Raw genomic sequence first — 26,021 nt, forward strand, 5'->3', positions numbered from 1 at the left:
ATGCTGAATTCTGACTCCAAAACCTACCATCGCGTTGCCCGCACCATCGACGACTTTATGCGCGTCGATTACACCGGCGTGGGCCTCATCGGCAATCTCTATGAAGCGCTGCAATCGCGCCAGCCTGGCTATGCCTGCATGGGCGCCGCCGAGCGGCTGCACAAGGCGGCGCAGGAAAGCACCGGACCGATCCTGATCGCAACCGGCTTTCCGGAAGGAGGCGGCGCGCCCGAGACTGATGGTCCGATCGGCGCGGCCCTGATGGCGCGCGCATTTTTCCTTGGGTTGCGGCGCGAGACCGTGATCGTCATTGACGAGGACTGGGAAGACATGATGATCGCCACCTGCCGAGGCGCAGGCTTGGCTCCGATGCCATTTCCCGAGGACGGCGTCATCAAGCCATTCGATTTCCTGCGGCCCGTGTATATAAAGACGGTGCCCAAGGATGATCGCGGCGCGCATGCGATCTGCGACGCCCTGGTGACGGTAACGCGCCCGTGCGCGGCGATCGCCATCGAGCGCCCGGGGCGCAATGCGAAGGGCCTGTATCACGGTCTGGGCGGGCGCCCGCTGGACGGGCTGGTGGCCAACCTGGATTACCTGTTCGAGAAGGTCAAGGCGGCGGCGATTCCGTTCATTGGCATCGGCGACGGGGGCAATGAATTGGGCATGGGCGTCATTGCCGAGGATTTGCCGCGCTTCTCGCCGAAGGCGGCTGATACGGGCACGCCGGGCCGCGGCGGGGTCGCGGCGGTTACGGCCGCCGATTGGCTGGTGGTATCCAACATATCGAACTTCGGCGCCACCGGGGTGGTGGCGGCACTGTCCGCGCTGCTGGAGAACCCCGTCGTTTTCCACGAGCCCGAGCTCGAAACCCGCAGTACCGAACTGTGCGTGGCCAGCGGCGGCGTGGACGGCATGTTCATGGCGCCCGAGCCGGCCCATGACGGCATTGCGATGCAGGAGTATGCGGGCATGGTGCGCGCGTTGCGGGGCAGTGTGATGCGTGCGCTGGGCCACTCCATCAATTGGCAGGGGCACCAGGGCGACTGGAGGCAATTGAAATGAGCGCAAACACGATCTCGGGTCGTTTGGCCGAACTTGGCCTGTCGCTTCCGGCTGCCAATCCGCCGCGGGGCAGTTACGTGCCTGCCGTCCGCGCTGGCGACCTGCTGTTTGTGGCGGGACAGGCGCCTCGGCGCAACGGTGTCCTGGAGTTTTCGGGCAAGGTGGGCCGCGACCTCAGTGTCGAAGCGGGCCGGGAAGCCGCGGCGCTGTGCGCGCTTAATGTGCTCGGCCATCTGGCCCATGCCTGCGGCGACGATCTGGCCCGTGTCGCAGGCGCGGTGCGCCTTGCCGGCGTGGTCAATTGCGCCGAGGACTTCGACGCCCATTCGAAGGTGCTTGATGGCGCATCGGATCTGCTGTCGGCCGTTCTGGGCGATCGCGGGCGGCATGCGCGTATCGCCACCGGCGCCTCGTCGCTGCCTACGGGCATGGCGGTCGAAGTCGAAGCTATCTTCCAACTCAAACCATGATTCAGGGCGGGACCACCGCCTGACATCCTCAAGGGGAAAAAACCGTGCAAGCAACCCTGAATTCCCCCGCTTATGCGGGGCAGGCGCCAGACCGCAACGCCGTCTACCGCAAGGTGGCGCTGCACATCATGCCGTTTCTCATGCTGTGCTACGTGGCTGCGTACCTCGACCGCATCAATATCGGTTTCGCCAAACTGCATATGCTCAATGATCTGGGCTTCAGCGATGCGGTCTACGGCCTGGGCGCGGGATTGTTCTTCATCGGCTATCTGATTTTCGAGGTGCCAAGCAATCTGCTGATGATGCGCATCGGCGCAAAGAAGACAATCTCGCGCATCATGATTCTGTGGGGCATCATTTCCGCCTGCTTCGCCTTTGTCGAAACGCCAACGCAGTTCTATGTGTTGCGCTTCCTGCTGGGCGCGGCCGAGGCAGGGTTTTATCCGGGTGTGATCCTTTATCTGACGTACTGGTTCCCGGCAAACAAGCGCGCGAAGATGGTGGCGCTGTTCGTGGGGGCGGTGCCGTTGTCGGGCATGATCGGCGCTCCGCTGTCGGGCGCCATCATCGAATGGGGACATGGCGCGCATTCGCTGGCGGGCTGGCAATGGATGTTCATCATTGAGGCCGTGCCTTCGCTGCTGCTGGGCTTGCTGTGCTTGAAGTACCTGGCCGACAGCCCGGCCGTAGCCGGCTGGCTCACCAAGGAAGAGCGGGAATTGGTCGAAGGCGAGCTGGAAGCGGAGCGGGACCTCACTCGCCACGACAAGTCCACGGCGTCGCTTGCGGCTACGTTGAAAGATCGTCGCGTGTGGAAGATGACGAGCATCTGCTTTTGCTCGGCCATCTGCTCTTACGGCGTTTCCTTCTGGTTGCCCACGCTGGTGCAGCAGCTCAACGTGGGCGATGTGATGCACGTGGGGCTGTACACGGCAGTGCCGTTCACCGCTGCGTTTGTGGTGATGTACCTGATCGGCCGCAGTTCTGATCGCATGCGTGAGCGCCGCTGGCATCTGGTGGGGCCGTTCACGTGCGTGTGCGTCGGTCTGATCGGCAGTGTCTGGTTCCATGGCTCCATGGGCCTGGCGCTACTGTCGCTTACGATTGCCGCCGTTGGCGCGTACAGCACGACGTCGATGCTGTTCACGATCCCGGGCCTGTTCCTGTCGGGCGTGGGCATGGCGGCGGGGGTGGCAATGATCAACTGCTTTGGCGGTCTGGGTGGATTCGTCAGCCCCTATGTGGTGGGCGTGGTGAAGGACATGACCGGCAGCACTGATAACGGCGTCATTTTCATTGCCTGCGTGGCGCTTGTCGGTGCGGCGCTAACGCTAACGCTACCCAAGAAGCTGGTGAACCGCTGATCAGCCAGCCGCAGCGCATCATGCGCTGCGGCGCGTTGATGGTCCTGCGTGCCCGTCAGAAATAGAACGTCGCTCCCAGTTCATAAGTGCGGCCAGGCGCCAGCAACACCTGGCTGGTGGCGCGTCCGCCGTAGTAGGCGTAAAGCTTGTCGGTCAGATTGCGAACGCGGAACGTGATGACCGCCGGCTGCAAACGGTAGCTGATGGCCGCATCCACGGTGGTGTGTCCGTTGATGCGGATCTGGTTGGCGCTATCCGTGTACATCTTCCCCGTGTGATTCAGCCCGACGAACAGGTCCATGGGCACATCCTTGAGGCGGTAAGTCGCGTAAAGATTGGCGACTCGTTCGGGGACGTTCGGCGGCGTGTTTCCTATCCTGGACGTGCCGTCGGCTTCGGTCAGCGAATCGTACCTGGCATTCAGCGCGGCGATGTTGCCCGAGACTGTCAGTTGCGGGGTGATACGCCAGTCGGCCGACAGTTCCACGCCGCGGGATGACTGGCGGCCGTTGTTGACCGTCACGCGCGGGTCGTTGGCGTCGCGCGTCAGCACGTTCTCGAGTTTGATGTGATAGACGGCAGCGGTCCATTCCACATCGCCCAGGGTCTGCTTGAAACCTGCCTCCCATTGTTCCCCTTTTGCAAGCGGGAACGAGGAATTCGCCTCTGACAGCAGGAACAACGATCCCACGGGAATGGTGGCGTTGGTGTATTGCGCGTAGATGGAGGAGGAGGGCGTGACGTCGAATACCGTGCCCAGTCGGACCGAATTCGCGTTGTAGCGGGTGCTGAAAGAAGAATGGGTGCCCGCGTTCAGGTCGGTGACGCCGCGATCGACATGGATGCGGTCATAGCGGTAGCCGCCCACCACGGTCCAGCGGTCGGTCAGCTTGAGCGCATCCTCCAGAAACAGCGCGGCGCCGCGGACATCGCTTGAGTAGTTGGTTCGGTTTCCCGGTCCGCTCATCAGTGCAGGATCGTCGTTGTAGTAGCCTACATCGGGATTCCATAGCGACACGCGCAGCGCATCGGCGGTGCTGGCCGAACGGTTCGAGAAGCGCCGTTTGTTGTCCAGCGAGGTCTTGCTGAGCTCGCCGCCGATCACGAACTTGTTCGACAGGCCGCCCAGCGTGCCGGTGTGCGTGGCGTCGAAGCGATTGATCAAGTAGCGCTGGTTGTGCGTGATCAGCGTTTGGTCGCGGTCGACCGAATCGGGCGCGCTGAAAGTGGCCGATTCGGAATTCTTCCAGAGGCGGTCGACCTTGTTCATCGCCAACTCGTTGCGCAGCGTCCAGGACGACGAGAGCTGGTGCGTGACCCGTGCCCGCCACCAATAGGCTTCGGCTTCGTTGCGATCATTGAGCACGTTGTAGTTGTTGCCGGCCAGGGCGCGATCAAGCACGCGTCCGTCCGGAGTGCTGACGACGCCGGTGGGATCCTTGGCCAGACTGCGCGGAATTAGCGGCGTACCCCAGTAGGCGTGGCCGGTGTCGCGCGAGTAATCGAAAGAAAGGTCCAGGCGCGTCCGCGGCGCCACGTCGAAGGCGACGCCGGTGGTCAGGTGGTCGAGCTTATTGCTGTTGCGGTCGATGGTGCCGACGCGGCTGTCGTTGTGGCTGTAGTCGATGCGGTAGGCGCCGGTTTCGCCGAAGTTGTCGCCCAGGCCGATGCCGGCGCGTATGTTGCCATAGCTGCCATAGGAGAACATGGCTTCGCGCGAGGGATTGTCGCGGTCGGGACGCTTGGTCTGGAAGTTCACGATGCCGCCGATGGCGCTGTCGCCCTGCAGCACGGACGCAGGGCCTTTCAGGACTTCGATGCGCTCATAGTTCCAGGTGTCCTGCACCCGGTTGTTGGTGCCGGCCCCCGACATGCGCAAGCCGTCATAGAGATAAAGAATGTCGGTGAAGCCGCGCGAAGACAGCGTGGTGGGCGAGGATGGCGGACCGCCGCCGGCCAGACCCGTGGCGCCGCGCAATGCTTCGCTGAGCGTGGTTGCGCCACGCTCGCGGAGTGTCTGCTGCGTCAGGATCTCGACCGATGCGGGTGTTTCGCGGATCGTCAGACCCAACCGTGATGCGCTGCCGCTGGTGCTGTCCAGGTGCAGGCTATCGTCTTCGCTGGCGGCCTCCACCCGTATGGACGGCATTTCCGCTTCCTGGGCCTGTGCGACGGGCACGGCGGTGCAGGCCGCAAACGCAGCGGTGGTGACGACTCTTCTCATGATGCTTTCCGGATGTTTCGATGAAGGAGGAGGAATAAGTTGTTAGACCACGCGGTAGCGGCGCAGGCGCCAGCACGCCAGGGCCAGCAGCAGCGCCGTGGGCGCCAGCAGTTGCACGAGCGAGCGCAAGGCCCGATGGCGAACGGCGGCGGGATCCTCTTCCTGCCAGTGGAAGACCGGTATGCGTGGGAAGTCCTCGGGCGAAATGGCGCGGCTGGCCTCGATACGGGGCAGGAAAAAATCCTTCCATGCCAGGTGGTAAACGTCGATCTGCCGCATGAAGTGGGCGTGGCGGCGTTGGCCAGTGCCGGCCCGCGCGGTGATGCCTTCAAAGGCGGCCGCCGCCGGCGACAGAAAGCTGTACCGGGCGATACGCGCTTGTTGGCGCACCATCTGCGCGTCGAAGCGGTCCAGTTCGGGTTGCATGGCGGCGTCCACCTGGCGTTCGACACGCGCATGGCCCAGCGGGCGGCCGGAGATCTTGAGGTACCCGTCGCGCGGGATCAACGCATCGGGCTTGTCCATGTGTTCATAGTCGGTCGAGAGCAGGGCGGCGTGGTCGCGCATGGCCAGCGCGGTGGCCACACGGGTGCGGGTGGCCAATTCGGCACGGGAGGGCGCCGGGTCGAAGTACGCGGCGGCCAGATTCAGGAGTACCGGCGCCACTAGCACCAGCAAGACCCAGCTGACCATCAGGATCATGGCGTTGGCCGCCGAGGATTTGCCGAAGGCATTGACGGCCACCACGGCGGCGAACCAGAACAGCGCGTAGGCGCCGACCAGCAGCGCCCACCACAGCGTGGGGCCGGCTGCCTGCAGGGCCTGTGGGCGTGCGATCAGCAAGGCCGCCACGGGCACCAGCACCGCCGCGGTCAACAGCACCAGGGCGCGCAGGGCGACTTTGCCGCCGATCAAAGTCGCCAGCGATAACGGTTGCGACAGTAGCAAGCGCAACGTGCCATCTTCTTTCTCTCCCGACAGCAGGTTATGCCCAAGCGCGAAAATCAGGAGCGGCAATAGATAGACCACGACGAACGCCAGATCGAAATGCCCGCTGAGCAGGTGCCAGGGGTTCTCGATGTCGTTGTTGTGGATGAAGTCGACCTTGCTGTCGTAGCTCACCTTGAACTGTGACGGAAACAGGTCGGTCTGGCCCAGCGCCACCGGCGCCAGCGGAAGGCTGGGCATGACGGCGTAATGCGCGCCGAGCCCGCCGCCCATGTTGGCGGGGCTTGCGGGATTGCCGAATGGTGTCGGCGTTTCTGTGCCGTCCATGATGCGGTTCAACTGCGCCAACTGGCTGGCGCGGTTCTGCGCATCCGCGCGCATGAGCGCGGCCTGCGCCTGATCGCGCAGCGAGGTCTGCAGCATGCCGTTAAAGATCGCGTATCCCACCAGCAGCAGGAACAGCAGGCCGCATACCCACAGCGCGCGCTCGCGCGTCAGCAGGCGGAGTTCGTGCCGCAGGACCATTCCAAAGCGGCGAAATTGCGTATCGTGCATCGGGTGTTTCCTACAGCGCTTTCTGGCGGGCGACTGCGCGCCAGGCGAAGGCCAGGCTCAGCAACAAGGCAGCGCCCAGCATCAACAGGCTCAGGCGCGTCTGGTGCAATGCCCAGCCGGCAGTGGGAGGCTGATACTGAAAGGGGGGCACGCGCGCCCACAGCGAGGGGCTGGCGTGGTACGAGAAGTGCTGGTGGCCGAGCGTATCGGCATGCGCCACCAGGTCGGCGCTGACAATGTCCTGGATCACGCGGCGCTGCTGTTCGGCTGCCGTCGTGAAGCTGCGGTGGTGGGCGAAGTCGGTGCCGGCCATGGCGGCGGACAGCGCGCGCACCGCCAGCAGCGGCATGAGCCAGCCCATCGACTCCTGCACAGTCTGCTGATGCTGCCAGGTGTCCCAGAGCCGGCCAAAATGGCGGTCGTAAACGACATAACTGGACTGGTCGTCAAGCTTGAGCGCCAGGCCCCATTGATTCAAGGGCACGTCGCGGCTCCAGCGCTCGGTGGTGCCAAAGGCCTGCATCCAGACGCGGTCTGAGGTCGCCTTGAGGTCGTCTTGCAGCGCCTGATTGAACTCGAGCCGGGTCGGGCTGGGGTAGAGCCCGCGCGACAGTTCGGCCATGACGCGCGGTGCGATCACTGTGTTGGCGATCCAAATGGCCAGCAGCACGGTAATGGCCACGCGCGACGAGCGCGCCGCCGCCGAAACCCCAAGCGTAATGAAGATGAAGGTGGCGAGGTACATCGCGTATCCGCCCGCCAGCATGCCGAACCGCAACAGCGCGTCGCCCCGCCCGCCGGCAAGCCATGTGGCCACGATAGCTGCCGCCGCGGCCGGGACGAGCAGCAGGCTCAGACTGATCGCGAGCGCTGCGGCCTTGCCCCAGAGCAGGCGCCACGGGGCCACGCCCAGGCTCAATGTCTGGCGCAGGATGCCTTGTTCGCGCTCGCCGGAAAAGGCGTTGAACCCCAGCACGATGACGAGCAGGGGCCCCAGGGCCTGCAGAATCCAGGCAGCCGACAGGTCGCCGAAGCGCTGCAGGCCGGAGGCGTCCTGCGCAGGCCGGAATTTCACCTCGCTTTGGCGGTGCGCCTGCAGCCAGATGGTGCTGCCGATGTACGGATTGATGCCCGGGTCCAGCAGCGCCAATGCGGTATCGGGCTTGAAGACATGCATGCCCTGGTGGGCGGCGTCATGCGGATGGCGTGCGTCCTGGCGCAGCCAGTCCTGATAGTCGTTGTTCTGGGCTGCGGCTTGTTCCGTGCGCGCCTCGCGCTGATGCTGGTAGCCCACGGCAAGCGCCGTCATCAGCAGGATCAGGACGATGCCGCCGGCCCAGTAAAGGCGGCCATCGCGCAATCGCTCGCGCAGGTCCTTGAAAGCGACCAGCATGATCATGCTTCGGCCCTCATGTGCGCCAGATACAGGGCTTGCAGGTCGACATCGCCGATCTGCCTGGCGTCCAGGCTTTCGACCAGCCGGCCGCGTTTCATGATGCCCACGCGCGTTGCGGTCTGGCGCGCATGGAAGAGATCATGGGTGGTGGCGAGGATGGCCACCCCCTGATTGGCGGCGCGCTGCAAAAGCCGGGTGAATTCCTCGGCGGCGGACGGGTCCAGCCCGGACGTGGGCTCGTCCAGCAGCAGCGCGCGGGCGTTTTTAGCCAGGGCTACCGCGATCCACACCTTTTGCCGCATGCCCTTGGAGTAGGCCGCGACACGCTTGTCCGCCGCGGCCGGGTCGAGTCCGACCTCGGCCAGCAAGGCCAGCAGCCGCTCGCGCGACGGCGCTTCACCCAGCGCAAGCGCCGAGAAGTAGCGCAGATTCTCCAGGCCGGTGAGGGTGCCGTAGAGATTGACCTGTTCGGGGATGTACGCCACATGGCGTTTGCTGGCCAACGGTTCGCGTGTGACATCCAGCCCATTGATCAGGGCCTGCCCGCCGTCCGGGGCAATGAAGTTCAGGAACAGATTGACGGTGGTGGTCTTGCCGGCGCCATTGGCGCCCAGCAGGCAATAGATTTCGCCGGGCTCAATGCGCAAATCCAGCGGGTGGAGCGCAATCTGGTTGCCGTAGCGTTTGGTCAGGCCGATGGCTTCGAGCACTGCAAGTCCTTCTTTTACCGAAGATGTCGGGGGGCACACGGCAAGGGAGGGCTGGCGGATCCGCCGGTGGAACGCCTTGCTGTCGTAAGCGGCGCATTGTATGTGATGTTATAACATTACTCAATGTGGGGGCTACGCTGCGGCGGTGGCCAGACGCAGGGCATCACATGCCTTACATCTTGACGGCCCGTCCGATGAATTGAATCGGGCCTGTCGGCCGCCCGATGGGAGACCCGCCCGCAGGCTCCAGCGTCAACTCGAACAACTGGTTGGGCTGCAAGGGCGGCAACTGGTCGACTGGAACCTCGATGGCTTCGCCTGGCTTGACCAGGCCCAGGGACACCGGCGCGCTCCAGCTATCAGCCTTGGTCCAGAACTGCAGGGATTTGTCGGCCGGCACTACGTCAATGCCGAGCGGCACGAGCCGCAGCCGCCCTTCGGTCTGGGCCTGCACCAGCCAGCCTGGCGCCTGGTTCTGCGGCGCGGCAAGCACCACGAAATAGCGGGGAGGCGCGGGCGGAGCGGCTTCACGCAACACCAGCGTGGCCGCAAGTGCGGCAGCGGCGGCGAAGCCGCCGCCAGCAAGGCCGCGCCACAGCGCGAGGCTGTCCCAATGCCACCAGCGGCCGCGAGCGGGGACCGGCTGGGCGTGGCGCGCCGGAGCAATGCTGGCGGCGATGCGCGTCCAGAGGCCGGGCGCGGGTTCAATGGGTTCCGCCAATGTGGTCAGTGGCAGCAGCCGCCGCTCCCACGCGTCGATCGCGGCCCGCAACGCCGGCTCGTGTGGCAGACGGGCTTCGATAGCGCGGCGCTGGGCTGCATCAAGCGTGCCCAGCACATATTCGCCGGCCTGCGCCTGCAAGTCGTCGTCGGAGCCGCCGTCCATCGGCTGTGCAGGGTTGTTATCGCCGCTCATTGCATGCATTCCCGCAAGGCGCGCAGCCCGCGTTGTATCCAGGCCTTTACCGTGCCCAGCGGCGCCTGCATCCGCTTCGCAATTTCGCCATGGGTGCAACCGTCAACGTACGCGTGCAGCACGCAGGCGCGACGCGTCGGCTCCAGCTCTTCGAGGCACTGCCCCAATCGGCCCAGCGCAGCTTGCCGAGTCAGTTCGTCGCCATTGTCGCTCCATGCCGCGAGCGCCGCCTGTGTTTCATGGTGTGCCGCGGCCGGCTCGTCCAGGACTGTCTCGTGCACGCCGTCGCGCATCCGGTTAAGCGCCGCATGCCGCACCACGCTGTAGATCCAGCCCCTGCCGGCCCCACGACGGGCATCGAAGCTGGATGCACGGCTCCAGATGGACACGAAGGCGTCATGCAGCACATCTTCCGCGGCTGCACGGTCACGCACGATGCGCAAGGCCACGCCGAGCAGGTAGCGCGATTCGCGCTCGTAGATGCGCCGCAACGCATCGCGGTCGCCCTGCGCACAGGCCAAAAGCGCGGCGTCATGGTCGAAAGCGTCGTCGTCGGGGGGAGTGGGCGGCACGAATCGAGGCAGGGGAATGGAAGTGGCTGGAACTTCGTTCCCCATTGTATCCATGCCGCACCGGAGACTTACATGGGCTTCCAGAAGATGTAGTCGGCCTGGTACTTCACGATGGCTTTCTGGCCTTTGGTCGCTGCGGTGCAGGGCTTGTCCGCCGGCGCCACGCCGCCTTGCAGGGCCACGCGCTGGATGTAGCTCACGCCCGCCAGGTCGCCGCTGCCCATGGCCGGATTGGCCTTGACCAGTTGGTAGGGCAGATTGCCGGGGCCGGAAGGCGCCATCGCGACCTGCGTCGCAGTGAGCTTGGATCCATCGTTGGCTTCCCAGGTGGCGGGCGGGCCGTAGTAGCGGCCGACCTGCTTGCCGGCGCGGCTCTTGAGCACGGCTTGCGGGCCGACGAAGACCCATTCGGTCTGCCCGGGCATGCCAGCCTTGTCCCGGCATTCGTAGGTGATGTCGCCGCTGCCCACGGTTTCCCAGGCGACTTTGTGACCCGCCGGCACCTGAATGGAGGCGGGCAGCGAAGCTTGCGAAAAGGTGCTGGCGGGCGGGTGCATCGAGCCGCAGGCGGCAAGCAGAGCCGCGGCTCCTGCAACGGTGGCGATGGCGGCGAGGCGGGGCGCAGTTCGGATGGTCGACATTTCGGTTCTCCAGACGGGAAGGATGAAGGACTTGATCAGCAGTTTTTTGTGCTGCTGCAGGTACTACCCGCGAGCGCGCCGTCTGGATGCACAGGATTCAGAAATATTTCTCCGATCAGGTCGCCGCGGCAGCGCCGTATCTCGCTGGTACTCCGCCATCCTGGACAGCGCCAGACAGCCCTGAGCCGCAGGCCCGTTTTTCGCTAGGGGAATTCCCTAGCCGCCGTTCGCACTTGCCGCACGCATATCCAACTCCGCCAAGGCTTTCCGAGAGAATTCTAATTAAGGCAATGCTTTTTAAAGAATATTGATATGGTTGGAAACCTCCCCGCTATCTAGAATTCGCCGCAAGTCGTTCTGCGCTCTCAGGCAGGACGATTTTTCGGGATCTCGGCCGGGCACTGCACCGGGCCGGTAATAGACAAGGGGAATCAATGCTCTCGTACACATTGCGACGGCTGCTCATGACGTTGCCCGTCATGCTGTTTGTCGCGCTGTTCGTATTCGGCCTGCTGGACCTGGCGCCAGGCGATCCGGCGGCGCTGCTGGCCGGCGAGGACGCCACGCCGCAGGACATCGCGCGCATCCGCGCGACGCTGGGCCTGGATCAGCCGTTCCTGCACCGCTTCGGAGAATGGGGCTGGAACGTGCTGCACGGCGACCTGGGCACTTCGCTGTTCACCGGGCTGCCCGTCAGCCACATGATCAGCCAGCGGCTGCTGCCGACTTTCTCGCTGATGCTGATGACGCTGATCGTCTCGGTCGTGGTGGCCATCCCCATCGGTGCGCTGGCGGCGTGGAAGCACAACCGCGTGCAGGACCGGGGCATCATGGTCCTGGCGGTGTTCAGCTTTTCCGTGCCCTCGTTCGCGGTGGGCTATCTGCTGGCCTGGATCTTCGGCCTGCAACTGCGCTGGTTCCCGGTGCAGGGCTACGTACCGCTCTCCACGGGTTTCTGGGCATCCGTGCACACGCTGGTGTTGCCGGCTCTGGCGCTGGGCAGCGTCTACGTCGCGCTGATTACCCGTATCACGCGGGCGACTTTGCTTGAAACCCTGAGCCAGGACTATGTGCGCACCGCGCGGGCCAAGGGCGTAGGCAATCGCGGCCTGTTGTTCCGCCACGCGTTGAAGAACGCGGCGGTGCCCATCATCACCGTCATCGGCAGCGGCGTGGCCCTGCTGATCAGCGGCACGGTGGTGACCGAGACCGTGTTCTCCATTCCCGGCCTGGGGCGCCTGGTGGTCGACGCCATCCTGCGGCGCGACTACCCGGTCATTCAGGGGGTGATTCTGCTGTTCAGCTTCATGTACGTGCTGGTCAACCTTCTGGTCGATCTGCTTTATCGCGCCTTTGACCCGAGGATCAAGTACTGATGAATACCTTTACCGGCTTTCTCAAGCGGCATCCGACCACGGCGGTCGGCGGTGCGCTGCTCCTGCTGCTGTTCCTGGTGGCGCTGTGTGCGCCGTGGCTGGGAACGGTAGACCCGACGGCGCTGTCCCCTATCCACCGCACGCGCTCGCCGAATGCGCAGTTCTGGTTCGGCACGGACCTGCTGGGACGCGACGTCTATTCGCGGGTGATCTACGGCGCCCGGGTATCGCTGATCGTGGGCTTCACCGTGGCGGCGCTGTCCACCGTGATCGGCGTGCTGATCGGCCTGGCGGCGGGCTTCGTGCGCTGGGTGGATGCGGTGGTGATGCGGATCATGGACGGCTTCATGTCGATCCCGACGATCCTGCTGGCTATCGCGCTGATCGCGCTGACCCGCGCGTCGCTGCAGAACGTGATCATCGCGATCACCATCGCCGAGGTGCCGCGCGTTGTGCGACTGGTGCGCGGCCTGGTGCTGACGCTGCGCGAACAGCCCTATGTGGAGGCGGCGGTGGCCGCAGGCGCCAGCCGGCTGCGCATCGTCCTCCGCCACATTTTCCCGAACACGCTGGCCGCGCTGATGGTGCAGGCCACCTACATCTGCGGTGTGGCGATCCTGGCCGAGGCCAGCCTGTCGTTCATCGGCGCGGGCGTGCCGCCGTCGGTGCCGTCGTGGGGCAACATCATGGCCGAAGGGCGCGCGCTGTGGCAGATCAAGCCGCACCTGATCGCTTTCCCGGCGGTGTTCCTGTCCATCACGATCCTCGCGATCAACATGCTGGGCGACGGACTGCGCGACGCGGTGGACCCGCGCATGGCCAAGAGGATCTGAACCATGAACAAGACAACGACACAAAGCCGGCGCGTGCTGGAGATCGAAGACCTGTCGGTTGCCTTTGGCCGCGGCGACGGCGCGTTCCGCGCGGTCAAGTCCCTGAGCCTGCACGTGGACCGCGGCGAGACGCTCGCGATCGTGGGGGAGTCCGGCTCGGGCAAATCGGTGACTTCGCTGGCGGTCATGCGGCTGGTGGAATTTGGCGGTGGCCGCATCGAAAGCGGGCGCATGACCTTCCATCGGGGGGCCGGGCAATCGGTGGATCTGGTGGCGGCCTCCGAGGACAGCATGCGCGCTATGCGCGGCAACGATCTGGGCATGATCTTCCAGGAGCCCATGACGTCGCTGAACCCGGTGTTCACCGTGGGCTCGCAGATCGTCGAGGCGATCCGGCTGCACCAGCCCGGCGACGCGAGGACGGCCGCGGCCGCAGCCCGGCGGGTCCTGGACCAGGTCCGGATCCCGGACGCGGCCGCCATTATGGGGCGCTATCCACATGAGCTGTCCGGCGGCATGCGTCAGCGCGTGATGATCGCGATGGCGCTGTCCTGCAAGCCGGCGCTGCTGATCGCAGACGAACCCACGACCGCGCTGGACGTGACGATCCAGGCGCAGATCCTGCAACTGATCCGCGAGCTGCAGCGCGAGATGGATATGGGCGTCATCTTCATTACGCACGACATGGGTGTGGTGGCGGAGGTGGCGGACCGGGTCATGGTCATGCGCCGCGGCGACGTGGTCGAGAACAACGATGTGCAAGGTCTGTTCAAGGCGCCGCAGCACCCGTACACGCAGGCGTTAATGGCCGCGGTGCCGCGGCTGGGCGCGATGCAGGGCACGACGCTGCCGGCACGCTTTCCGCTGCTGTCCGACGCGGACGCGGGACAGGCGGCGACGCCGCCTGCGCAAGTCGCCGGGGACCAAGTGGTGCTGAGCGTGCGCGGCCTGGTCACGCGCTTCGACGTGCGCGGCGGCGTGTTTGCCCGGGTAAAAAAGCGGGTGCATGCAGTGGAGCAGGTCAGCTTCGACCTGCATGCGGGCGAGACGCTGTCCCTGGTGGGCGAGTCCGGCTGCGGCAAGACGTCCACCGGACGTTCTTTGCTGCGTCTGACCAAGACCACGCGCGGCACGATCGAATTCCAGGGCAAGCCCGTGCGCCAGGACGATCCGGCATCGCTGCTGGCGCTGCGCCGGAACATGCAGTTCGTGTTCCAGGATCCCTTCGCCTCGCTGAACCCGCGCATGCGGGTGGGGGAGTGCGTCAAGGAGCCAATGCTGATTCACAACCTGCACAGCGGCGCGCAGGCGGACCGGCGTGCGGCGGAGCTATTCGAGCGAGTGGGGCTGGACCCGTCGATGATGCGGCGCTGGCCGCACGAATTCTCCGGGGGACAACGCCAGCGCATCTGCATCGCGCGGGCGCTGTCGGTCGACCCCAAGGTGCTGATCGCCGACGAATCGGTGTCCGCGCTGGACGTGTCGATCCAGGCGCAGATCGTGAACCTGCTGATCGACCTGCAGCGTGACCTGGGCGTGAGCTATCTCTTCATCTCGCACGACATGGCGGTGGTGGAGCGCATCAGCCACCGGGTGGCGGTGATGTACCTGGGCCAGATCGTCGAGATCGGACCGCGCCAGGCGATCTTCGAGAATCCGCAGCACGCCTATACCAAGAAGCTGATGCAAGCCGTGCCGATCGCGGATCCCGTCCAGCGGCGCCGCGCCGCGCTGGAACTGAGCGAACTGCCCAGTCCGGCGCGGGCGGTGGGCGACGAGCCCGTCGTGCAGCCGCTGGTGCAGGTGGGTGATGGACATTTCGTGGCGCGGCACCGTATCGGCGGCGCGTACTAGCGGCAACAGAACGTCGTTTTTTCATTTTTATCCTGGAGATAGAACATGGATCGTAGGAATTTCTTGCTGGCCTCTTCCGCTTCGGCGGCCGCCTGGGCATTGCCGGGACTGTCGTGGGCGGCGCCCGCGAAATCATCGTTTCGCTGGGTGCCCCAGGCGGACCTGACTTTGCTGGACCCCATGTTCACCACCGTGGCCATGACCCAGGTGCACGCTCAACTGGTGTTCGACACGCTTTATGGGCTGGATGAGCAGTACCTGCCCAGCCCGCAGATGGCCGCCGGCCACGTCAGCGAGAACGGCGGCCTGCTGTGGAAGATCACCCTGCGCGACGGCCTGAAGTTCCATGACGGCGCGCCGGTGCGCGCGCAGGACGCCGTGGCCAGCATCCAGCGCTGGGCCAAGAAGGACCTGATGGGCCGGTCGCTGATGCAGTCGACTGAATCGCTGACGGCGTTGGACGACAAGACGATCCAGTTCCAGCTCAAGAAACCCTTCCCGCTGATTCTTCACGCGCTGGGCCGCCAGTCGGGCAACATGGCGGGCATCATGCCGGAACGTCTGGCCAAGCTGCCGGAGACCGAGCAGGTCAAGGATATGGTCGGCAGCGGTCCCTTCACCTTTGCCGCCGGCAAGTGGGTGTCGGGTTCGCGTGTGGTGTATGAGAAGTTCGCTGGCTACGCGCCGCGCAAGGACGACAGGAAACCCGTGTTCACGGCCGGGCCCAAGGTGGCGCACGTGGACGAAGTGCATTGGCACATCATTCCGGACCGCGCCACGGCCATCGCGGCGCTGCAGGCTAACGAGGTCGACGGCGTCGAGATGGTGGACAGCGACTTTCTGCCTATCCTGAGCCAGGACCCCAATATCCAGCTGGTCAAACGCAGCCTGCCGACCATCGGCGTGATGCGCTTTAACCATCTGCACGCGCCGTTCGACAATCCGGCGATCCGGCGCGCCGTGCTCAGCGTGGTGAACCAGACCGAATACATGACGGCGATGAATGGCGCCGACTTCCCGGAATACTGGAGCGACCGCTGCGGCGTGTTCGTGCCGGGTTCGCCCATGGACAGCGACGCGGGCATGGAGAAGCTGACCGGCAAGCGCGATATTGATGCGGCGCGCGCGGCCATCAAGGAGGCCGGCTATAAGGGCGAGACGGTGGTGCTGCTGGACCCGGTGGACTTCCCGACCTGGCATGCCGCCGCCCTGGTGACGGCTGACCTGTTCAAGCGTCTGGGCTTCAAGGTTGACTTGCAGACCATGGACTGGGGCACCGCTGTCCAGCGACGCAACAACCAGGAAGCGCCCACGGCGGGCGGTTGGAGCGTCGCGTTCACGGGCAACACCGGTCCCAACAACCTGGACCCGGCGGGCCACTTGCCGTTGCGTGGCAACGGCAAACAGGCCTGGTTCGGCTGGCCCACCAGCGAACGCCTGGAGCAGTTGCGCCTGGAATGGTTCAACGCGCCCGACCTGGAAACGCAAAAGAAGATCTGCCGCGAGATCCAGTTGCAGGTGTTCGAGGATGTGCCCTACATCCCGCTGGGCGCGAGCTATCCGGTCAGCGCGCTGCGCCGCGACTGGAAGGACTTCCAGCCCCAGATGTCGCTGTTCTACACGTTGCACAAGGCCTGAAGGAGTTTCGTATGAGCAGCAAGGCTCCAAAGGTCGCCATTCTTGGCTTTCACCTGGAATCCAATGCATTCTGCCCGCTGTCGGTCGAGGCCGATTTCGAGGCGCAATGTTGGGAGGAGGGCGAGGCCATCTCCGAGCTCGCGCGCGGCCCCAGCCGCCTGCCCAGCGAGGTGACGGGGTTTTATGACCGTATGAACCAGACGGGAAGCTGGACGCCGGCGCCGCTGATCGTGATCGGCGCGCCGCCGGGCGGTCCGGCCAGCGCCAGCGTCTGGGCGGCCTTCCTGGCCGGGACGGAGCAGCGCCTGCGCGCCGCCATGCCCGTGGACGCGGTGTACGTGGCCAACCATGGGGCCTCGTCCGCGGAAGGCGAGGACGACACCGAGGCGGCGCTGATGCGCCTCTTGCGCGCCATCGTCGGGCCTGACGTTCCCATCGTGGCCACGCACGACCTGCACTGCAATGTCTCGGCGCAAACCGTGGACGCGCTGGATGGCCTGATCGCCTACCGCACCAACCCGCACGTGGACCAGCGCGAGCGGGCGGCGGAAGCGGCCGACATGATCCGCGAGATCCTGGACGGCACGCGCATGGTCACGGCCTATGTGCGCCTGCCCCTGACGCCGCCTTCCGTCACGCTGTTGACCGCCAGCGGACCTTACGCGGATCTGGTAGCGCTGGGCGCGTCCCTGACGCAGAAGCGCGGCGATGGGCCGATCGCCAACGTGGCGGTGTGTTCGGGCTTCGTGTTTTCGGACCTGCCCAAATGCGGAGTGACCATCACGGTCACCGCGCGCGGAGACCTGCAGGCGGCTCGTCGCACGGCCATGCAGGTGGCGCGTGCTGGCTGGGCGGACCGGGGCCGCTATGTCGCCAATACCGTGGACGTGGCGCGCGCCGTGGAGCTGGCCCGCGCCGCCGCGCAGCCCTTGCTGTTCGCGGACGTGGCCGACAATCCCGGCGGTGGCGGGCGGGGCAACACCACCTGGCTGCTGCGGGCGTTCGACCAGGCGCGTATCCCCGGCGTGGTGCTGGGGGTGTTCGTCGATCCCGCCCTGGCCGCGCGGGCCGCGGAACTGGGCGTCGGGGCGGAATTCGACGCGGTGTTCAACCAGGTCGAGACCGAGTACTCGCACCGTTACACGGCGCGCGCCCGGGTGCTGAAGCTGACCGACGGCGAAGGCATGGGCCGGCGCGGCATCCTGCGCGGGCGCAAGTTCTCGATGGGCGTGAGCTGCGTGCTGGAGCTGTTGGATTCGGGCATGAAGGTGGTGGTCGGCAGCCTGCGCCGCCAGTTGGCCGAGCCCGCCATGCTGGAGCTGCATGGCATCGACATCGCGCAGGCCGGGCATCTGATCGTCAAGAGCCGTGGGCACTATCGTGCGGGTTTCGACGAGTTCTTCCCGGACGAGCGCATCCACGACGTGGACAGTCCGGGGCTGACCACGCCGAACCTGAAGCAGATCCACTTCAAGCGGCTGCCCCGGCCGGTTTGGCCGCTGGACGATGCTGCCGCCTGGCGCGAACCGGACTGGGCGGCGGATCTGGGGGAATAGAAAAGCGTGCGGCGCCCGCCCCAGGCGGCGCGCCTATCGGCCGGTGTCCAGCCGGGCAGCCATCCAGGCAGGATCGGCATAGGCGGCATCAATGTGCGCGCCCAGCGCTTCCACGAAGCGGGTGACGCTGGACGGCAGCTGCCGGCCCGCCATCGTCTGGATATGCATATTGCGCTGATGCAGCTCGGTGTTGGACATGGGGATCTTTATCAATTCCCCGCGTTCGGTCGAGCTCATGACGGTGAGGTCGCCGGAAAAGCTGATCGCGCCCCAGCGCCGGCAACTGTTCTCGATCGCGCCCTGGTTGTTGCAGGTCATGGCCACGTTGAGTTCGATCTTCTCGTGCATGCAGCACAGGTCGATGATGAAGCGGATGGTGCTGCCCGGGCCCATCAGCGCGACGGGGTGGTCGCCGATATCGCGCATCGACAGGGTCTTGCGGCCGGCCAGCGGATGGTCCGGCGCCATGACCGCAATGACCGGCATGCGGCGCGCGTACTGCACGTGCACGCCCTGGGGCGGGGACAGGTTGTAGCTCATGCCGATGTCGTCCTCGCCTTCGCGCACGCGCCGGTTGATCTCCGAGGACTGCAGGATATTCAGGTCAAACCGCAGCGACGGTTCGAGTGCGCGGAATTCTCCGATGACCCGCGGCAGCAGTTCGCGGCCGAAGGCCTGGTTGGCCGAAATGCGGATGAGCTTCTGTCCCACATGGTTCAGGTCGCGGATCTCGGCGCGGGCGCGTTCGGCCTCCAGCGAGGCTCGCCGGGCATAGGCCTTCAACAGTTGCCCGGCCTCGGTCAGAACCATGCCGCGCGCGTGACGGTCGAACAGCAGCGTCTGGTGCTCTTCTTCCAGCTTGCGCACCATCCGGCTGACCGCCGACGGCGCCACGTGCAGCTTCTGCGCGGCCACGGTAAGCGAGCCCGAGTCCACGACTTCAAGAAAATAGCGCAGGGCAGTATTGAGCATGGCGGCGGGTAGGATTGCGGCGCGCTCCATACTAACGGAAAGCATGCGTCTGCGCTGATGTCCCACGACAGGATTTCGGGGCGCGCCAGCGTCCTGGGTCGTCCGGCGTGGATGAATCCGTTCACTTCAAGAGCTGCTCCGTTCGGCCGCGACTTACGCTTTCCTTTTTTCGGGAGAGCGCCATCACGGGCCGATCGTTCTGCCTCGCATTCGTCGCCGGCGCCGGGCTGGTGCAGGTGCAGCCGGCGTTGCCCGGGCTGGTCGCGCTGTGGCTGGCGGCGGCTGCCGGCGCGGTTGCCTGCGCTGTGTGGGCTGGGTTGGCCCATCCTGTCTTGCGAGTTTTGGCGGCCTTGGTGTTGGGGCTGTCCGTCGGCGTTATCAACGCCGCCCTGCAAGCCCAGCACCGTCTGAACGACGCGCTGGCCGATGCGCACCAGGACCAGGTCTCCCGGCTTGTCGTGCGTGTGGCGGAGCTGCCCGACGGCGATGCCCAGCGCCAGCGCTTCCTGGCGGAACTGGACCAGCCCGCGCAGCCGGGCATCCCGGCGCGTATCCAGGTCGCCTGGCAGGCGGGAACGGGCGCGAATCAGGGCGTGCCGCAGGTGCTGCCCGGCCAGGTCTGGCGCATGGCGCTGGTGCTGCGGCGCCCGCAGGGCCTGCTCAATCCTGCGGGGCCGGACACCGAAGGCCGCCTGTTTGCTGCTGGCGTGCGCGCGACCGGCACCGTGCGTGGGCAGCCGGTCCTGCTGGCGGACCGGCCATGGGCCACGCCCGGCATCGCAATAGAGCGGGCGCGCCACCATGTGCGTGAAGGCATGCGGGCGGCGCTGGGTCAGCACCGCTATGCCTCTGTGATGATCGCGCTGGCCATCGGGGATCAGGCGGGCGTGTCGCGCGACGACTGGCGGATCTTCAACCGCAGCGGCATTACGCACCTGGTGTCGATCAGCGGGATGCACGTCACGTCGATTGCCGGGATCGCGGGTCTGCTGGCGTCCGCGTTGTGGCGGCGGGTGCGGTGGCGGGGCGTGGGGCTGGCCGAACGCGTGCCCGCGCGCATCGCGGGCGGCGCGATGGCGGCGGTGGTCGCGCTGCTTTACTGCTTGCTGGCCGGCTGGGGTGTCCCCGCAAGGCGCACGTTTTTCATGCTGATGGTGGTGCTGGCGGCGGCGTTGTCGCGCTTGCCGCTGTCGGCCGGCAGGGTGCTGGCCTGCGCCGCGGCGGCAGTGGTGGCGCTGGATCCGTGGGCGCCGGTATCGGCGGGCTTCTGGCTGTCGTTCGGGGCGGTGGCGGTGCTGCTGCGCGTGGCCGCCGCGCCGTCCGACCCGGACGCCGGTTGGGGCCAGCGGTGCGGGCGCATGTTGGCGCAGGCGACGCGGCTGCAGCTGATGGTGACGGTGGGCCTGATGCCGCTGCTGGCCTTCCTGGTCCATCAGGTGTCGCTGGGATCGCCCTTGGCCAACGCCGTCGCCATTCCGTCGGTGACGTTCATCGTGACGCCGCTGGCGCTGCTGTGCGCAGCCTTGTCCTGCATTCCGGGGCTGGACGGCCTTGCCGCGCTGGCGGGGCAGGGCGGGCTGGCCGCCTTCGACCTGACCATGGCGCCGGTGGCATGGGTAGGCAACGCAAGCTGGGCCAGCATGCCTGTCGCGGCGGCGGGCTGGCCGTGGCTGCTGTTGGCGGTGGCGGGAATGGCCTGGGCGCTGCAGGCGCGCGGCTGGCCGGGGCGGCATCTAGGTTGGGCCTGCATGCTGCCCCTGCTGTTCTGGCGGCCCGACAGGCCGGAACCTGGCCATTGGCGCATGAGCGCGCTGGACGTGGGGCAGGGCAGCGCCATCCTGGTGGAAACGGCGACCCAGTCGCTGCTGTTCGACGCCGGCCCCCGCAGCTTTGGCGGCAGCGACGCGGGCGAGCGCGTGGTCGCGCCGTTCCTGCAGGCGCGCGGCATCGGGCGTCTGGATGTGCTGGTGCTGTCGCACGCGGACCTGGACCACGTGGGCGGCACGCGAGCCGTGCTGGCGGCCGTGCCGGTGGCGCGCAGCCTTGCGTCGTTCGACCTGCCCGCCTTCCTGCGGCGCGACGCCAGGATGTGGCCGGATGCGGGCAACGTACAGCCGGTCCTGCCCATGGAGATGGCGCGCTGCGAACGCGGTGCGGGCTGGGAGGCGGACGGGGTCGTGTTCACGTTCCTGCATCCGGCGCCCGGCGGCGGCGCCAAGGCGAACGACCGCAATGCCGATAGCTGTGTGCTGCGCGTGGACGGCAAGCGGCATTCCCTGCTGCTGACCGGGGATGTGGGCGTGGCGCAGGAGCGGGAGCTGGCGGCTCAGGGGTTGGCGCCAGCGGATGTGGTGCTGGCTCCGCACCATGGATCGGGGTCATCCTCCGGCAGGGAGCTGGTCGCGGCTGCGCAGGCCAGCCATGTCATCGCGCAGGCGGGCCGCCTGAACCGCTTCCGCCACCCGGCGCGCGCCGTGGAACTGCGATGGATGCGCGCCGGAGCCCGGTTCTGGCGCAGCGACCGCGACGGGGCTGTCGTGGCGGAGTCCAGTGCTGACGGGCTGGAGGTGTGGGCGCAGCGGGAGCGGAGCGGGCGGTACTGGCACGGGCGCTAGGAAATACTGAAGCGCGGCCCGGCGACGCGCTTGTGTCTGCTACCAGCGGTAGCGCACCTGGGCCACGACCACGCGGCCCGGGCCGTAGAAGCACGCGCTGATGGCGGCGCACGTCGTCAGATAACGGCGATCGAACAGGTTGTTCACGTTCAGCGACACCCGCGCGCCCTTGAGCTGCGAGCTCAACTGCCCCAGGTCGTATTGCAGGGCGGCGTCCACGAGCGTGTACGACGGCGTCTTCAGCGTGTTGGTGCTGTCGCCGTAGGACGTGCCCACGTAGCGGACCCCGCCGCCGATGCGCAGGCCGGCCAGCGGTCCGCCGCCGATCGTGTAATCCGCCCACGCCGACGCCTGGTGACGCGGAATCAGCGGCTGTTGCTTGCCCAGGCTGGCGGTGTTGCTGCGCGTGATCTCCGAGGTGGTGTAGGCGTATGTCGTGATCAGGTTCAGGCTGTCGGTGAGGCTTGCGCGGCCCTCGAATTCAAGGCCTTTCACTTCGACTTCGCCGGTCTGCTCATTGAAGTTGCCGCAAGTGCCGGGGTAGAGCGCGCAGTTGCGGTGCTCGATGTCCGGCGTCAGCACGTTTTCCTGCGTCAGATGAAAGGCCGACACGGTGATCAGGCTGTTGGAGTTGTGAGGCTGGTACTTCACGCCCACTTCGTACTGGCGGCCCTTGGTGGGCTCGAACGGCGTTCCGCCATAGCCGGTGCCGGATACCGGCTCGAATGATGTCGAATAGCTGGCGTACGGCGCCAGGCCGGACTCCGCCAGGTAGGTCAGGCCCACGCGGCCGGTGAAGACGTTGTCGTCGGAGGTGGTCTTGACGTTGGTCAGGCGGTTGCGGTTGGTCTTGTCGGTCCAGTCGTAGCGTCCGCCCATCGTCAGCAGCCAGCGCTCAAGCTTGACCTGGTCCTGCAGGTACAGGCCGATCTGATGCTGCTCTTCGTAGCCGTCCACCACCTTCGCGCCGCGGCCGATGTCGTGATAGACCGGGTTGTAGATGTCGATGGTGGGCCCGACGCCGCCGTGCACCGTCTGGTCCAGCGTGGCGCGCTTGTAGTCCAGGCCCAGCAGCAGGTCATGGCTGAGCGCACCTGTCTGAAACTTGGCCTGGGCCTGGTTGTCCAGCGTGAAGAACGACTGGTAGCGGTCCACGTCCCACTGGTAGCGCGACAGCGTGCGGTAGTCGCTGGGCAATTGCGTGACGGGGTTCATGATCAGGCCGGTGCCGTAGACGGAATAGGCCGTGACGTCCACGTCGGCATAGCGCAGGTTCTGCCTGACGGTGAGCTTGTCATTGAAGTGATGTTCGAACAGATAGCCGATCGACCGGTAGTAACGCTTGAACTTGTCGTGGTCGGGCTCGTCGATGTTGCGGTCGCGCGGGATGTCGCCGTATGGGTTCTTGTACAGCGTGCCCCACGCTGGCAGATACATCACCGACACGTCGGCGTCGTCGCGCTGGTACTGCCCCAGCACGGTCAACGTGGTGGCGGCGGACGGCTTCCAGGTGAAGCTGGGCGCCACGTAGTCGCGGTCGTCGCGCGCGTAGTCCACCTGCGTGTCGCTGTTGCGCTTGAGCGCGGTCAGGCGGTAGAGGAACTTGCCTTCCTCGTCGATCGGACCGCTGAAGTCGGCGGCTACCTGGCGGCGGTCGAAATTGCCGCCTTCCAGGGCGATTTCGCGCAGCGGTTCCGCGGTCGGGCGCTTGCTCACCATGTTGATGATGCCCCCGGGCGGGTTCTGCCCGTACAGCACGGAAGAGGGCCCCCGCAGCACTTCGATGCGCTCCAGGCCGTAGGGCTCAATGCGCGAGCCCTGGCCGGCGGCGCCGTAGGGCAGCATCATGCCGTCCAGGTAGTAGTTCGGCTCGAAACCGCGGATGTAGATCTTGTCGCGCTCGGTCCCGGCGCCCAGGATCTCGCTGCGGATGCCTGGCGTGTACCGCACGGTTTGTTCGAGGTTCGTGGCGCCCTGCACGTCCATCTGGTCGGGGGTGATGATGCTCAGGGACTGCGGCGTTTCCAGCACGCTGACGTCTGTCTTGGTGCCCGTGGCGCTGCGGCGGGCCACCATGCCGTCCACCGGACCGGTGGCCGATTCCACGCGGCCCGTCACCGAGATCGGCGACAGCGTCGTGACGCCGCCCGGCGTCGCGGCCGGAACAATCGTGACGCTGTTGCCGCTGATCTGGAACGTCAGCTGGGTGCCGGCCAGCAGCTGGTTCAGCGCGTCCGTGGATTCCATCGTGCCGTTGACGGCATTGGCCTGAAGCCCGCGAACCAGGTCCTGGCTGAACAGGATCTGCAGGTTGGATTGGCGCCCCAGCGCGATCAAGGCGGAGGCCAGCGGCTGGGCCTGGATGCTCACGGGTATTGGCGCGGCGCATGCCGCCGGCTGGATTCCGGCCATTGTGATGGCCGCAGCAGAAATGCTCAGGTTCAAGGCGGCGCGCCGGATGCGGCAGGCATGGCGGGCGTTGCGGGATGAAGGGGCCACGGCGGTTCCAAGGTTAAGCAACAACATTGATAATCGTTCTTGTTCCTAAGACGACTCAGGAACGCAAACGGAACCAGGTTTGTTGTAACTAGTTGAAACCAAGGGGCTGTGAGGGTGGATGAATCAGAGGAAATTCAGCCCCGGCGCGGCGCCAGGAGGCGGATCTTGCCGTCGCCATCCTTGCGCACGGCGACGGGAAGCACCTTGGGTAGCCGGTCAAGCAGTCGAGGCACCTCAGCGATGTCGTAGGTGCCGCCCAGGCGCAGGTCGCCGACTTGTGGGGCGACCTCGACGATGCGCTGCGGCGCAGGCAGATAGTGATTCAACAAGCGCGCAACTTCGCGCAGCGGCAAATCGTTCAGCACCAGCTTGCCCTGCCTCCACATGAGCAGGTCTTCAACTTGCGCCGCGCTGTCCACGCTGATGTTTGACTGTTGCTGAAGCACCGCCTGCATTCCGGGCCGCAGCTGGACGGTCTGGATGTTGTCCGCGGTGCGCACGGAAACCGAGCCGTCGATCAGTGTGACCACCGTTCGATCTTCATCCGCCCAAACGTTGAAGCGTGTTCCCGTCACGGTGATCCCGCCGGCGGGGGTGTGGACTGTCAGTGGGCTGTCGGCGTCGTGGCTCACATTGAAGAAGGCCTCGCCCCGAGTCATTCGCAGTTCGCGGCGATCGCGGTACTGCATGAACGTCACGGTGGTGTTGACGTTCAGTTCGACCACCGAGCCCTCGGGCAATGAGACGATGGCGGCGGATTGCCGGGCGCCATAGGATTGGTAGTCCGAAGGCAGCCAGCCGATGGACCAGCCCGCGACTGCAATGGCGGCGACGCTGGCGGCAGCGCCCAATGTATACCGCGCCGCGGACTTCCACCTTTGCTGAAGCGGCCGCCGGGCGTCGGCTTTTCGCATTGCGCCGGACCCCATGGGCGGCGAGGGGAGTGTGCGCGTCAGATCCCACAGTTGAACAACTTCGTCGTACTCCTGCCCATGGCGCGGATCACTGCGGCGCCAGGCTTCGAAGGCGGCAAGGTCGGCGGCGGTTGGGGATTGGTCATGCAGGCGCACGCACCAATCCACCGCTTGCGCGGTAATGGCTTCGTCATCCGGCGAGCAAGAAAATTGCGGCGGAGAGGGCGCAGTCATGGGATAGAATTGCCGTCAGGCACAACGGGGAGCAATGGGTAGTCGGGCGTTTAGTGTAGCTCCAGCCCCACTGCGACGCCTCTGCAAAACACTGAAAATACGGGTCTGCCCGATGCAAAGGCATGGCGGTCGAAAAATATTACGGTGAGTTATTGCGCTTTCTGAACCGCACCCTGGGCAACTCCCACGATGCGGCGGACGTTGCACACGACGCCTGCGTCCGCGTCCTGGGCCGCAGTCCGGAGAGCGCAGTCGAACAGCCCCGGGCTTTTCTCTTCAAGACCGCCGTCAACCTTTCGGTGGACCTGCACCGCCGGCGCACGCGGCGCGAGTGCGAGCCGTTGCATGACGATATCGCGCCCGACACTGCACTGACGCCCGACGAAGACCTGTACCGCAAGCAACAGCTGGAATTGGTCAATGACGCGCTGCGTTCGTTGCCGGAAGCCTGCCGGACGGCTTTTCTGCTGCGCCAGGTGGAAGGGTTGTCGCATCGCTGCATCGCAGACCGGCTGGGCACGTCGACCGACATGGTGAAAAAGCACATCGCCCGCGCGATGAAGCACTGCCGGCTTTACATGCGCACGCGCCAGCACATCGACCCGACCTGAGCGGCTTTCCCGGATTTGCGCCGCCGATGCGCCCGCGCGGTGTGATGCGGGCGCA

Annotated in this window: 20 protein-coding genes; 10 read left to right on the plus strand and 10 right to left on the minus strand. The window is 65.9% G+C overall.

All coding sequences use genetic code 11. From position 1 onward, the window contains the following. The 3 genes from KYC_RS04530 to KYC_RS04540 are packed head-to-tail and all read left to right on the plus strand — an operon-like array spanning position 1 to position 2,902. Positions 1 to 1,068 (plus strand): DUF4392 domain-containing protein, encoded by a 1,068-nt coding sequence (locus KYC_RS04530; protein WP_008159283.1) that lies wholly within the window; start codon positions 1 to 3, stop codon positions 1,066 to 1,068. Next, positions 1,065 to 1,538 carry a RidA family protein gene (locus tag KYC_RS04535; RefSeq protein ID WP_008159286.1) on the plus strand — a complete coding sequence of 158 codons (474 nt, stop codon included), beginning with the start codon at positions 1,065 to 1,067 and terminating at the stop codon, positions 1,536 to 1,538. Before KYC_RS04530 ends, KYC_RS04535 begins: the two co-directional genes overlap by 4 nt. A 44-nt stretch (positions 1,539 to 1,582) precedes the next feature. Then, entirely contained in the window at positions 1,583 to 2,902 is a 1,320-nt protein-coding gene (locus KYC_RS04540) for an MFS transporter (RefSeq protein WP_008159288.1), read from the plus strand. A 55-nt stretch (positions 2,903 to 2,957) separates the two neighbouring features. Here KYC_RS04540 and KYC_RS04545 read toward each other — a convergent pair whose 3' ends face one another. The 7 genes from KYC_RS04545 to KYC_RS04575 all read right to left on the minus strand — a co-directional run bounded on the left by KYC_RS04545 (position 2,958) and on the right by KYC_RS04575 (position 10,864). Continuing rightward, complete coding sequence (locus KYC_RS04545) at positions 2,958 to 5,126, minus strand: TonB-dependent receptor (RefSeq protein ID WP_008159290.1); 2,169 nt, start codon at positions 5,124 to 5,126, stop codon at positions 2,958 to 2,960. A gap of 42 nt (positions 5,127 to 5,168) precedes the next feature. Then, a complete protein-coding gene (locus KYC_RS04550; RefSeq protein WP_008159292.1) occupies positions 5,169 to 6,629 on the minus strand; it encodes an ABC transporter permease subunit in 1,461 nt (486 codons plus the stop codon). A 10-nt stretch (positions 6,630 to 6,639) separates the two neighbouring features. Then, positions 6,640 to 8,028: an ABC transporter permease subunit gene (locus KYC_RS04555; RefSeq protein WP_008159294.1), complete on the minus strand. Its 1,389-nt coding sequence runs from the start codon at positions 8,026 to 8,028 to the stop codon at positions 6,640 to 6,642. Beyond that, positions 8,025 to 8,735 (minus strand): ABC transporter ATP-binding protein, encoded by a 711-nt coding sequence (locus KYC_RS04560; protein ID WP_008159296.1) that lies wholly within the window; start codon positions 8,733 to 8,735, stop codon positions 8,025 to 8,027. Before KYC_RS04560 ends, KYC_RS04555 begins: the two co-directional genes overlap by 4 nt. Before the next feature lie 172 nt (positions 8,736 to 8,907). Then, positions 8,908 to 9,651 carry an anti-sigma factor gene (locus KYC_RS04565; RefSeq protein WP_008159297.1) on the minus strand — a complete coding sequence of 248 codons (744 nt, stop codon included), beginning with the start codon at positions 9,649 to 9,651 and terminating at the stop codon, positions 8,908 to 8,910. Further along, the gene (locus KYC_RS04570; RefSeq protein ID WP_008159300.1) at positions 9,648 to 10,268 is read right to left on the minus strand and encodes a sigma-70 family RNA polymerase sigma factor; all 621 of its coding nucleotides are present in this window, start codon (positions 10,266 to 10,268) and stop codon (positions 9,648 to 9,650) included. The genes KYC_RS04565 and KYC_RS04570 overlap by 4 nt, the downstream gene beginning before the upstream one ends. Positions 10,269 to 10,291: 23 nt before the next feature. After that, on the minus strand, positions 10,292 to 10,864 hold the full coding sequence (locus tag KYC_RS04575; protein WP_008159303.1) for a DUF3455 domain-containing protein: 573 nt from the start codon (positions 10,862 to 10,864) through the stop codon (positions 10,292 to 10,294). A 434-nt stretch (positions 10,865 to 11,298) separates the two neighbouring features. On the opposite strand from KYC_RS04575, the gene KYC_RS04580 reads away from it, so the two are divergent. The 5 genes from KYC_RS04580 to KYC_RS04600 are packed head-to-tail and all read left to right on the plus strand — an operon-like array spanning position 11,299 to position 18,121. Further along, positions 11,299 to 12,240, plus strand: coding sequence for an ABC transporter permease (locus KYC_RS04580; RefSeq protein ID WP_043517533.1), 942 nt, complete (start codon positions 11,299 to 11,301; stop codon positions 12,238 to 12,240). Further along, on the plus strand, positions 12,240 to 13,073 hold the full coding sequence (locus KYC_RS04585; RefSeq protein WP_008159307.1) for an ABC transporter permease: 834 nt from the start codon (positions 12,240 to 12,242) through the stop codon (positions 13,071 to 13,073). The genes KYC_RS04580 and KYC_RS04585 overlap by 1 nt, the downstream gene beginning before the upstream one ends. 3 nt (positions 13,074 to 13,076) lie before the next feature. Continuing rightward, positions 13,077 to 14,927, plus strand: a complete 1,851-nt coding sequence (locus KYC_RS04590) for a dipeptide ABC transporter ATP-binding protein (RefSeq protein WP_008159309.1) — start codon at positions 13,077 to 13,079, stop codon at positions 14,925 to 14,927. Between the two features lie 45 nt (positions 14,928 to 14,972). Next, a complete protein-coding gene (locus KYC_RS04595; RefSeq protein ID WP_043517535.1) occupies positions 14,973 to 16,565 on the plus strand; it encodes an ABC transporter substrate-binding protein in 1,593 nt (530 codons plus the stop codon). Positions 16,566 to 16,576: 11 nt separating this feature from the next. Next, complete coding sequence (locus tag KYC_RS04600; RefSeq protein WP_008159314.1) at positions 16,577 to 18,121, plus strand: M81 family metallopeptidase; 1,545 nt, start codon at positions 16,577 to 16,579, stop codon at positions 18,119 to 18,121. Positions 18,122 to 18,154: 33 nt separating this feature from the next. On the opposite strand, the gene KYC_RS04605 is transcribed toward KYC_RS04600, so the two are convergent. Further along, the gene (locus KYC_RS04605) at positions 18,155 to 19,093 is read right to left on the minus strand and encodes a LysR substrate-binding domain-containing protein (RefSeq protein WP_043517537.1); all 939 of its coding nucleotides are present in this window, start codon (positions 19,091 to 19,093) and stop codon (positions 18,155 to 18,157) included. A gap of 107 nt (positions 19,094 to 19,200) precedes the next feature. On the opposite strand from KYC_RS04605, the gene KYC_RS04610 reads away from it, so the two are divergent. Beyond that, complete coding sequence (locus KYC_RS04610; RefSeq protein WP_238531883.1) at positions 19,201 to 21,708, plus strand: DNA internalization-related competence protein ComEC/Rec2; 2,508 nt, start codon at positions 19,201 to 19,203, stop codon at positions 21,706 to 21,708. Between the two features lie 39 nt (positions 21,709 to 21,747). Here KYC_RS04610 and KYC_RS04615 read toward each other — a convergent pair whose 3' ends face one another. Together KYC_RS04615 and KYC_RS04620 are read right to left on the minus strand one after the other, a co-directional pair. After that, positions 21,748 to 24,207, minus strand: a complete 2,460-nt coding sequence (locus KYC_RS04615) for a TonB-dependent siderophore receptor (protein WP_167310235.1) — start codon at positions 24,205 to 24,207, stop codon at positions 21,748 to 21,750. Between the two features lie 134 nt (positions 24,208 to 24,341). After that, on the minus strand, positions 24,342 to 25,355 hold the full coding sequence (locus KYC_RS04620; protein ID WP_043517538.1) for a FecR family protein: 1,014 nt from the start codon (positions 25,353 to 25,355) through the stop codon (positions 24,342 to 24,344). Between the two features lie 122 nt (positions 25,356 to 25,477). On the opposite strand from KYC_RS04620, the gene KYC_RS04625 reads away from it, so the two are divergent. Beyond that, complete coding sequence (locus KYC_RS04625) at positions 25,478 to 25,966, plus strand: sigma-70 family RNA polymerase sigma factor (protein ID WP_008159326.1); 489 nt, start codon at positions 25,478 to 25,480, stop codon at positions 25,964 to 25,966. The last annotated feature ends 55 nt before the right edge of the window (positions 25,967 to 26,021 follow it).

Origin of the sequence: Achromobacter arsenitoxydans SY8, from assembly GCF_000236785.1 — a bacterium.
GTDB lineage: Bacteria > Pseudomonadota > Gammaproteobacteria > Burkholderiales > Burkholderiaceae_B > Achromobacter > Achromobacter arsenitoxydans.

Excerpts from the sequence above, each read along its gene's own strand:
- KYC_RS04530 (WP_008159283.1), top strand. The coding sequence starts at position 1 with ATGCTGAATTCTGACTCCAAAACCTACCATCGCGTTGCCCGCACCATC.
- KYC_RS04535 (WP_008159286.1), top strand. The coding sequence starts at position 1,065 with ATGAGCGCAAACACGATCTCGGGTCGTTTGGCCGAACTTGGCCTGTCG.
- KYC_RS04545 (WP_008159290.1), bottom strand. The coding sequence starts at position 5,126 with ATGAGAAGAGTCGTCACCACCGCTGCGTTTGCGGCCTGCACCGCCGTG.
- KYC_RS04550 (WP_008159292.1), bottom strand. The coding sequence starts at position 6,629 with ATGCACGATACGCAATTTCGCCGCTTTGGAATGGTCCTGCGGCACGAA.
- KYC_RS04555 (WP_008159294.1), bottom strand. The coding sequence starts at position 8,028 with ATGATCATGCTGGTCGCTTTCAAGGACCTGCGCGAGCGATTGCGCGAT.
- KYC_RS04565 (WP_008159297.1), bottom strand. The coding sequence starts at position 9,651 with ATGAGCGGCGATAACAACCCTGCACAGCCGATGGACGGCGGCTCCGAC.
- KYC_RS04570 (WP_008159300.1), bottom strand. The coding sequence starts at position 10,268 with ATGGGGAACGAAGTTCCAGCCACTTCCATTCCCCTGCCTCGATTCGTG.
- KYC_RS04575 (WP_008159303.1), bottom strand. The coding sequence starts at position 10,864 with ATGTCGACCATCCGAACTGCGCCCCGCCTCGCCGCCATCGCCACCGTT.
- KYC_RS04580 (WP_043517533.1), top strand. The coding sequence starts at position 11,299 with ATGCTCTCGTACACATTGCGACGGCTGCTCATGACGTTGCCCGTCATG.
- KYC_RS04585 (WP_008159307.1), top strand. The coding sequence starts at position 12,240 with ATGAATACCTTTACCGGCTTTCTCAAGCGGCATCCGACCACGGCGGTC.
- KYC_RS04590 (WP_008159309.1), top strand. The coding sequence starts at position 13,077 with ATGAACAAGACAACGACACAAAGCCGGCGCGTGCTGGAGATCGAAGAC.
- KYC_RS04595 (WP_043517535.1), top strand. The coding sequence starts at position 14,973 with ATGGATCGTAGGAATTTCTTGCTGGCCTCTTCCGCTTCGGCGGCCGCC.
- KYC_RS04600 (WP_008159314.1), top strand. The coding sequence starts at position 16,577 with ATGAGCAGCAAGGCTCCAAAGGTCGCCATTCTTGGCTTTCACCTGGAA.
- KYC_RS04605 (WP_043517537.1), bottom strand. The coding sequence starts at position 19,093 with ATGCTCAATACTGCCCTGCGCTATTTTCTTGAAGTCGTGGACTCGGGC.
- KYC_RS04620 (WP_043517538.1), bottom strand. The coding sequence starts at position 25,355 with ATGACTGCGCCCTCTCCGCCGCAATTTTCTTGCTCGCCGGATGACGAA.
- KYC_RS04625 (WP_008159326.1), top strand. The coding sequence starts at position 25,478 with ATGGCGGTCGAAAAATATTACGGTGAGTTATTGCGCTTTCTGAACCGC.